Annotated in this window: 7 protein-coding genes; 2 read left to right on the forward strand and 5 right to left on the reverse strand. The window is 54.8% G+C overall.

Annotated features, from left to right (window positions below):
* The first annotated feature begins 355 nt into the window (after positions 1 to 355).
* A complete protein-coding gene (locus ACREAY_RS08360) occupies positions 356 to 919 on the forward strand; it encodes a methane monooxygenase/ammonia monooxygenase subunit C (protein WP_415282637.1) in 564 nt (187 codons plus the stop codon).
* 262 nt (positions 920 to 1,181) lie between these two features.
* Here ACREAY_RS08360 and ACREAY_RS08365 read toward each other — a convergent pair whose 3' ends face one another.
* The 3 genes from ACREAY_RS08365 to ACREAY_RS08375 are packed head-to-tail and all read right to left on the reverse strand — an operon-like array spanning position 1,182 to position 4,902.
* Positions 1,182 to 2,432, reverse strand: coding sequence for an ABC transporter permease (locus ACREAY_RS08365; RefSeq protein ID WP_431755315.1), 1,251 nt, complete (start codon positions 2,430 to 2,432; stop codon positions 1,182 to 1,184).
* Complete coding sequence (locus ACREAY_RS08370) at positions 2,429 to 4,192, reverse strand: COG1361 S-layer family protein (RefSeq protein WP_431755316.1); 1,764 nt, start codon at positions 4,190 to 4,192, stop codon at positions 2,429 to 2,431. Before ACREAY_RS08370 ends, ACREAY_RS08365 begins: the two co-directional genes overlap by 4 nt.
* Positions 4,189 to 4,902, reverse strand: a complete 714-nt coding sequence (locus ACREAY_RS08375; protein ID WP_431755317.1) for an ABC transporter ATP-binding protein — start codon at positions 4,900 to 4,902, stop codon at positions 4,189 to 4,191. The genes ACREAY_RS08370 and ACREAY_RS08375 overlap by 4 nt, the downstream gene beginning before the upstream one ends.
* A 144-nt stretch (positions 4,903 to 5,046) precedes the next feature.
* On the opposite strand from ACREAY_RS08375, the gene ACREAY_RS08380 reads away from it, so the two are divergent.
* Positions 5,047 to 5,187, forward strand: coding sequence for a YHS domain-containing protein (locus ACREAY_RS08380; RefSeq protein ID WP_431755318.1), 141 nt, complete (start codon positions 5,047 to 5,049; stop codon positions 5,185 to 5,187).
* Here ACREAY_RS08380 and ACREAY_RS08385 read toward each other — a convergent pair.
* Together ACREAY_RS08385 and ACREAY_RS08390 are read right to left on the reverse strand one after the other, a co-directional pair.
* Positions 5,179 to 6,135, reverse strand: coding sequence for an asparagine synthase C-terminal domain-containing protein (locus ACREAY_RS08385; RefSeq protein WP_431755319.1), 957 nt, complete (start codon positions 6,133 to 6,135; stop codon positions 5,179 to 5,181). The genes ACREAY_RS08380 and ACREAY_RS08385 overlap by 9 nt on opposite strands.
* Positions 6,136 to 6,350: 215 nt before the next feature.
* Complete coding sequence (locus ACREAY_RS08390; protein WP_431755320.1) at positions 6,351 to 6,935, reverse strand: DUF998 domain-containing protein; 585 nt, start codon at positions 6,933 to 6,935, stop codon at positions 6,351 to 6,353.
* Between the last annotated feature and the right edge of the window lie 256 nt (positions 6,936 to 7,191).

Here is a 7,191-nt window from a genome sequence, read left to right on the forward strand (position 1 = left end):
TCTTTTGGCAGCGATGAAGATTCAGAGTTAATCCTGATTGATGAAGAGAAGGCATTTGACCGAGCTGCCAACGTAATTTTTACCACCTGTCAAGTAAAGTCAAAATAAGAGGAGGGGCCATACAGAGGTATAGTACGAAGGCTTCCGCGTTGACGGTTTTCGTGTATTCCTGAAATAGATTATCATAGGTGATTATCATAGTCGATTAGCATTTATAACGGATTATAATCATAAAAATGGCTTTATTAATTAAAAATAATTACTAAATAATAACACATGCAATCCAATTATTACATAATATAATACTCATTATTCAACCCTGACTTAATATAGCAGAACCTCTCCTAGGTAATTCATGGCGCAAATGCCAGCACTGATCCCGAAAGAAGTCGAGATTCAAAGACTGAAGAAGATCTACATCATGGTGATCATGCTCGGTTCAATTGCAGCCAGCGTCGAAGTGGACAACTTCGTCGATGGCTCACTGCACCAGACTGCAATCAGAGACTCGGCCTTTACACCGGCCCACTGGTGGCTCTACAGCCACTTCGTGGCACTCCCGCTGGGCTGGGGCTTTGTTGCAATGTATGACAGAAGGGTTCCTATACTCAGGGGTCCAGGCAACTCGATGAACACCGGTCTAAAGATAACCATCATTGGCTATCTGGCCACGATGTTTACAATCGGTGTCAACGAGATGTGGCACTTCTGGTTCGTAGAGGAAATCTTCTCGGTTCCTAACCACTGGATGTTCAACATGGGTGTCGTCGTGGCATTCATGGGCGCTCTTGCCTACGTGGTGAGAGTATACGCCAGGTTGGTGGAGCTGGGTGCAGAAACACCGGCAAAGAACCCGTATGTAGCAGAAATGTACAAGCTCGCACTCGAAGGCAAGCTGTACAGCAGGTCTATCCCGTAAAAGGGTCTCGACAAGGCTGGATCGCAAGATCCAGTTTCTGCCTTTTTTATTTTTAGTATTTTACCCGTAAACTCTGCCGCCTGCAAGCGGAAGGGCTAAGTCTTTGAACGGCGTATCATAGCTATGGACATGTCTGCTACCTGCGGCTCCTGCGGCAAAAAGACTCAGGACTATCCAGTATTTTGCTACATGTGCGATGACTATTTCTGCAGCGAGCCTTGCCACATGAAAAAGCACGCAAGGCCCTGGCAGAACTACTGACCTATTCTCTCCTGAGCGCCACTATCGGCGGAGTCCTTGAAGCGCGCCACGCGGGGTACATGCCTGCAAGCACGGAGAGCCCTACTGAAAGCAACCAGACCTGGGCCATGTCTGCCGGGTTAAAGACCGGCGTCATGTTCTGCGAGCTTGGGTCCTGCGAAGCAAAGCCTGCAATCAGGACGTATCCGCCCGCTATTCCCACGCCCATGCCTGCGGTTGCCCCGAGGATCCCTATGGTCAGCGCCTCTGACAAAAACAGCGCCAGGATAAAGCTGTTCTGGGCCCCTATTGCCTTCATCGTGCCTATTTCCCTGATGCGCTCAGTCACGGACGTGTAGAGCGTGGTGATAATGCCCACGCCTCCGACAAGCAGGGCCACAAGCGCAATGCTGGATATGAAGGAGCTGAACCCGCCAATGAACTCCTGTATGGTTTCAAGTATCGCCTTTGGCGTCGTTATGCCGATGTCCTTGCCGTAGAGCCGGCGTATCTGCTCCTCGACCGAGTCCACAAAGTCGCCCGATTCTGCGGCAACCATCAGCGTGTCGTACTTGCCGGCCTTGTGGAGCAGCTGGTTGGCCGCATTGCGGTTAAAGACGACCGCGTTGTCGATGGTGGGGTTGCCGGTCGCCTTCATGATGCCAGACACGACGAAACTCCGGGTCTCCTTGTCCTGCTTGCCAGTTTCTGGGTCGACAAACGTGTAAGTCACCCTGATGGTCTGGCCGACAACCGCAAACGGCGTCGAGTCGCCCGGCGGCTGCGCCACCCTTTCTGCAAGCAGTATGGCCGAAGGGTCGTTCTGCCGAATGCTCGACCCTTCAAAGAACTCGGTGGTGGGCGATATCACGTAGAGCTTTTGCGGATCTATCGAAAAAACCGTGGTGTCGACCTTTTTGCCGCCCGACTCTAGCGTTATGCCTGCCTGGTACGACGGGATCACGTCGTCCACAAACGGCAGAGACCTCAGCCTGCTCACGACCGCTTCGTTGAGCGTTATCTTGGGCGCAGGCGGTGGGCCCCCGCCGAACGGGTCGTTGCCGCCGTCGTTCTGCGCGCTGGTTATAAAGAGTATGTTGGGCGCCAGCTTGCTGAACTGGTAGTTGATAAAATTGGAAAAGCCTGCAGACATGCCGTTGAGCGCCACCATCAGAGCGCTGCCCACCACCACCATCATTATGGTGAGTGCAGACCTGGTCTTGCGCTCCTTCAGCGCGTCAAATGAAAGGGAAAAAATCTCCTTGATGTTCATTTGTTGCGCTCTTCCGGCTTTCTCAACTGGCTGTCAAGCACAGACTCGATGTTGTCGCCGTTGCCCTTGCTGTACTGGAACGTGCGCTTCAGCGCACCTTTCCTGCGCCTCATGATGACAAACGCCGCTATCGCCACCGCGATTACGACGCCTATGATTACGGCAGTCATCATCTGCCCGTCTGCCTGGCCGGCCGCCGCCTCGTCTGCGGCGCTTGCTTCAGGCGCAAACGCAACGTCGCTTTCTATCTCCATAGTGTGCAGCTGCTTCAGGCTGTCCTTGTACTCTACCTTCAAGACCACGGGGTACGTGCCTGCGGCCGTGTCTGCCGGGACGTCCACCGGTATGCTGAACGGCAGTGGCGAGTTCTCCGTCAGGTCGCCGAGGTACTGCTGTGGAGGAACCTGATCCACAAGCCCCTCTGCGCTCACCAGCTCTACCGTGGTAAAAAGCGCGACCACGTTGCCCTCGTTGAGGAGGTTGCCGGTGATGTTGGGAATGCCTCCGATATATGTGGCGTCGATTTCATACGCCCTGACCCCGATCTCGCCGTCGACGTACGTGCCGAGGTCGATTGTCTCTATCTCGGGCTGGCCGCCGACTGAAATGTGCTGGACGGTGAGGGTCAGAGTCGCCGCCTTGCCTATCATGTCTGCAGAAGCAAACACCTTTGTCGACAGCTCCTGGCTCGATGAGGGGTCCATGTCTCCTACAGTCCAGCTGGTGTCGCCCAGTATCTTTATCGATTCTGACTGGGACTTTATCGACACGAGCACGTCTGACAGCTGCTGGTCGCCGTTGTTTGCAAGCGCCAGCTTCAAGTCCGTTATCTTGCCTGAGGTGATTATCGAAGACTCGCCGACCGGAGACACGCTCACCACCGAGCTGGCAGACTCGGGCAGTATCACCATCCCGACGGTGATGTTTGCCACCTTTCTCACGCCGTACGCGTTGCCGTACGATAGCTGCATGTTCATGGCCTGGAGCGTGTCGCCAGAAGTGCTGCTGGCATAGATTGTGGGCTCAATGGTCGCCGACTCGCCGGGCGGGATGACGCCCAGCTCAAACGTCTTTTGGCCGAGGCTCACGATGGATGCCTGCCCGGTGGCGGGGTTGACGCCTGAGGAGCCTGGAACAGTAACAACAACGCCGGTCGCCGGCGCGCTGCCGCCGTTTGTGATAGAGATGGCGACCTTTCTGGCCATGCCCGGCGCGACGCCGCCGTCTGACGACGCGTCGAGGATGACCTTGCCCGTGACCTTGAAAGGCGCGCTCATGTCGACCGTCCTTGGCTGGCCGACTTCGAGCGTCCTTGAAAACTCGACGTTGAGGGGCGCCGTGTACGTCCTTACGGCGGCCTTGTCAGTGATGTCAACCTGGAAGAACAGCGTGAAGGTGCTTCCCGCGCTCACGATGCTGTTGTGGGTCGCCACTGCGACGTTGGAGCTGGTGCCTGCGGCCGTAAAGCCAGCCGGCAGCCTGAGCTCGCCTGATACTGCGGTGATCTCTGAGAATCCCCTGTTGACAAGTGTCACTGCAAGCACTGATGCCCCGTCACCGGGGGCGACTTCGACCTTTTCAAGCGACGTGCCTGCGGCAGGCGGCGAGGTCCTGTCGGTCCAGAACGCGTCAAGAAACACCGGCCCGGTATAGTTGGCGTCAATGATGTTGAGCCTGCTGACTCCCGGCTGCTGTTGCGCAAACGCGCCCGCCGGGACAAGCAACAGCATCGCCGCGATTGCCAGGATTGCGAGCTTCAATTATTCACTACCTCCTTTTCCACCACGCCGTCGCGGATATAGATGGCCCTGTCGGTGGACTCGGCCAGCTCCGGGTTGTGCGTCACCATTACTATTGTCCTTCTGAATTTACTTGACATCATCCTCAACATCTCAAACACCTCGCTGCCTGTTTTCGTGTCGAGGTTGCCGGTCGGTTCGTCGGCGAGGATTATTGCCGGGTCGTTCATGAGCGACCTTGCGATCGCGACCCTCTGCTGCTGACCGCCTGAGAGGCTCGAAGGCTTAAAGCCCGCCTTGTCCTCGATGCCGAGCACCTGCAAGAGCTTGAGCGCCCTCCTGCTGCGCTCGTCGCCGCTCATCTCTGAAATCACTCCCGGCAGGGCGACGTTTTTCAGCACCGTCGTCCTGTTTATCAGGTTGTAAGACTGAAAGATAAAGCCGATGAGGTGGTTCCTCATCGTGGCGATCTCTGAATCGCTGAGTGAAAAGATGTCGATGCCGTTGATGTAGACCTTGCCGGACGTGGGCTTGTCAAGGGCGCCAATCATGTTCAAAAGCGTGGACTTGCCGCTGCCCGAAGGCCCGACGATTGCTACAAACTCGCCTTTTTTTATCGAAATGTCGACTCCGCGGAGCGCGGCAACCGTGCCTGCCGCGGATTCAAAAGTCTTTACCACGTTTTCAACCCTGAGCACCGCCTGCCCGTTCTCTGGTCCTTCGGTTTGCAATGCGGACTCTTTAGAGCTATTCAATTATTTATGTTAAAGTGAGTGTAGTTAATAAATATAACTGACTGGTCAGTCAGTTTTTTCCTACCGCGACAGTGAACTACTTTGGTAAAAATTAAATACGCTTGCAATGAGCCAACCTGCGTGCCTGTCGATCCGGTTTGCGGCATAGAGATGGACCAGGAACTTGCGGTCCCGCACGAACACAACGGCAAGACGTACTTTTTCTGCTGCGAAGGATGCAAGCGCATATTCGTGAAAAAGCCCGGCAAGTATTCAAAGTGAGACCGGCGTTATAGGGAAGGCGCCACACGTCCTGCAAAATCTTCCGTCCTTTCTTGCGCACGCCCTGCAGCCGGGGCATGCGAATTCGCAGTTTCCCGACTCTTCTTTTGGCGGCGGGAAATAGCTCCTGAATATGGCGTAATAGTTCAGGTGCTCCTTGCTGCGTATCTCTACCCCTTCTGACGACGCCGTCTTGCTCCTGTTTGCAAGCGTGCCGTCGTCTATCCTCTGCTCGATAAAGTTGCAGAACCGGTCTGTCGCCGCGCCCTGCTCTTGCGCCATCTTGGGCCGCCAGGCCAGCTCTCCCAGCTCGCGCTCAAAGCACGTGCGCAGGATGAACTTGCCCCACTTTTGGCCTGCGCGCTCCCCCACCTTTTCTGACGCCGGCATGCCTTTTGCAAACTCTGCAAACTCGCCGTCAAGAAACGGCGTCGCTACCTCAATTCCTAGGTGCCGGCCGAGCGTCCTTGAAGAAAAGTGCATGACGCCCCACAGCCTCTGCAACTCTTGCTCGAGCCTCTGCAAGTCGCCGTAATGCCGTGAAAGGTAGTTGTAGCCTGCAAACAGCTCGTCGCCGCCGTCGCCCGTCGCCACTTTTGCAAAGCCGTCTGCCCTGGCGCGCTGTAGGGCTGCAAGCGCGACGCAGGAATTCCTGATCTCTATTGGGTCAAAGGTCTTGAACACTTTGATCACTGTCTCGACCATGCCTGCCATCTCTTGTTCGCCAAAAACCTCTTCTGTGTGCCGTGTGCAGTATTTGCCGGCTACCTGCCTTGCAAAGGCAAGGTCCGGCGCGTCCTTGCCAAACGCGGCAGTCACGCAATACGCGGGGCGCATGAGCGTCGCAAGGATTGCGCTGTCAAGGCCGCCTGACAGCAAGAGCGCGTCCGCGCCGTTGCGCTGGACGCTTGCCGCAAGCCTGCCCGCAAGCTCTTCGCAGGAGGTCAACGGAGCACATAGGGGAAAAGGGGTAATAGCCCTTACTCGCGGGCTCCAACGCAATGTTCAAAACATGACTAATTTTGTCACGCCGTGCTCGGGCAAAGGCGTCGCAGAGAGATACACCATGGCTTCAAGACCGGTCGGGGCTTGCTCTTCGGATATTCTAACGCTAGGATACGTTGCCGGAATTTGACTGAAGTCAAGGTAGGAGATTGTGATGGTTAGGATTCCGCAGCCCCATGACTATGCTCCCAATGCCACATGGTGCATCTGACAAGCTTGATGGAGACAATGAATATCCATACGATGGCTGCTGCCATTACTATTGCTTCTGGGATTGCAATAGCGGGGTTGCCCTGAGCGGCAATTGCAATAGTTATTCCACCAAATATCCCAGTAACAACAGCTGCAGCTGCCGTTCCCAATCCAAGCCTACGTTTTCCTGTTTGCATAAGGGCTCTTCCGATAATGGATAGCGCTGCTGGCAGAAGGGTCCAAAGTATCAATCCTGAAATATTGTGTAATGGATCCGGTAGGGGAAATACGCCAATTCCTATCAAGCCGGTTGTTGCAATACATAGAACAATTCCTCCAACCCTTCCAAGGCGGACCCTTGATGCGTCGAGCACGCCGAGCGCAAAGACAAAGGCCAAGATTCCGGAAACGATGATCCCAATATTGAAGATAGGCGCCGATGCCCTTCCGTCTCTCCCTAAATCGCTTAGGGCGTGATCCGTCCAAGCGAACCATGGGCTCGCGGCTATGGCTGAAGAAATTGTAATAACGATGGTTATAGAGCCAGCCAACCCCGCTACCCCTGCAACTTGAAGGATTGCATTTCCTGTAGTTTCCTACTGTCGCAATGTCGGGAGATCAGCGTGATCTGGCACCGCCGGCCCAGAATTTACCCCGCCGTCTTGAGACGACATCATTAGGTTGATGGAAATTTAATGGGTTTTGAGTTTATTCCTGCCATGACAAACCCTGCCAATCAACGTACGATATCAAAAATGAAGATGCTTGCCTGTGCTTTTTATGATTGTGCTAGGGCATAGCTAATGC

The sequence above is a fragment of the Nitrososphaera sp. genome, assembly GCF_050748925.1.
Classification (GTDB): Archaea; Thermoproteota; Nitrososphaeria; order Nitrososphaerales; family Nitrososphaeraceae; genus Nitrososphaera.

Bases quoted from the DNA above. Each gene is read 5' to 3' on its own strand.
- ACREAY_RS08360 (WP_415282637.1), top strand. From the start codon at position 356: ATGGCGCAAATGCCAGCACTGATCCCGAAAGAAGTCGAGATTCAAAGA.
- ACREAY_RS08365 (WP_431755315.1), bottom strand. From the start codon at position 2,432: ATGAACATCAAGGAGATTTTTTCCCTTTCATTTGACGCGCTGAAGGAG.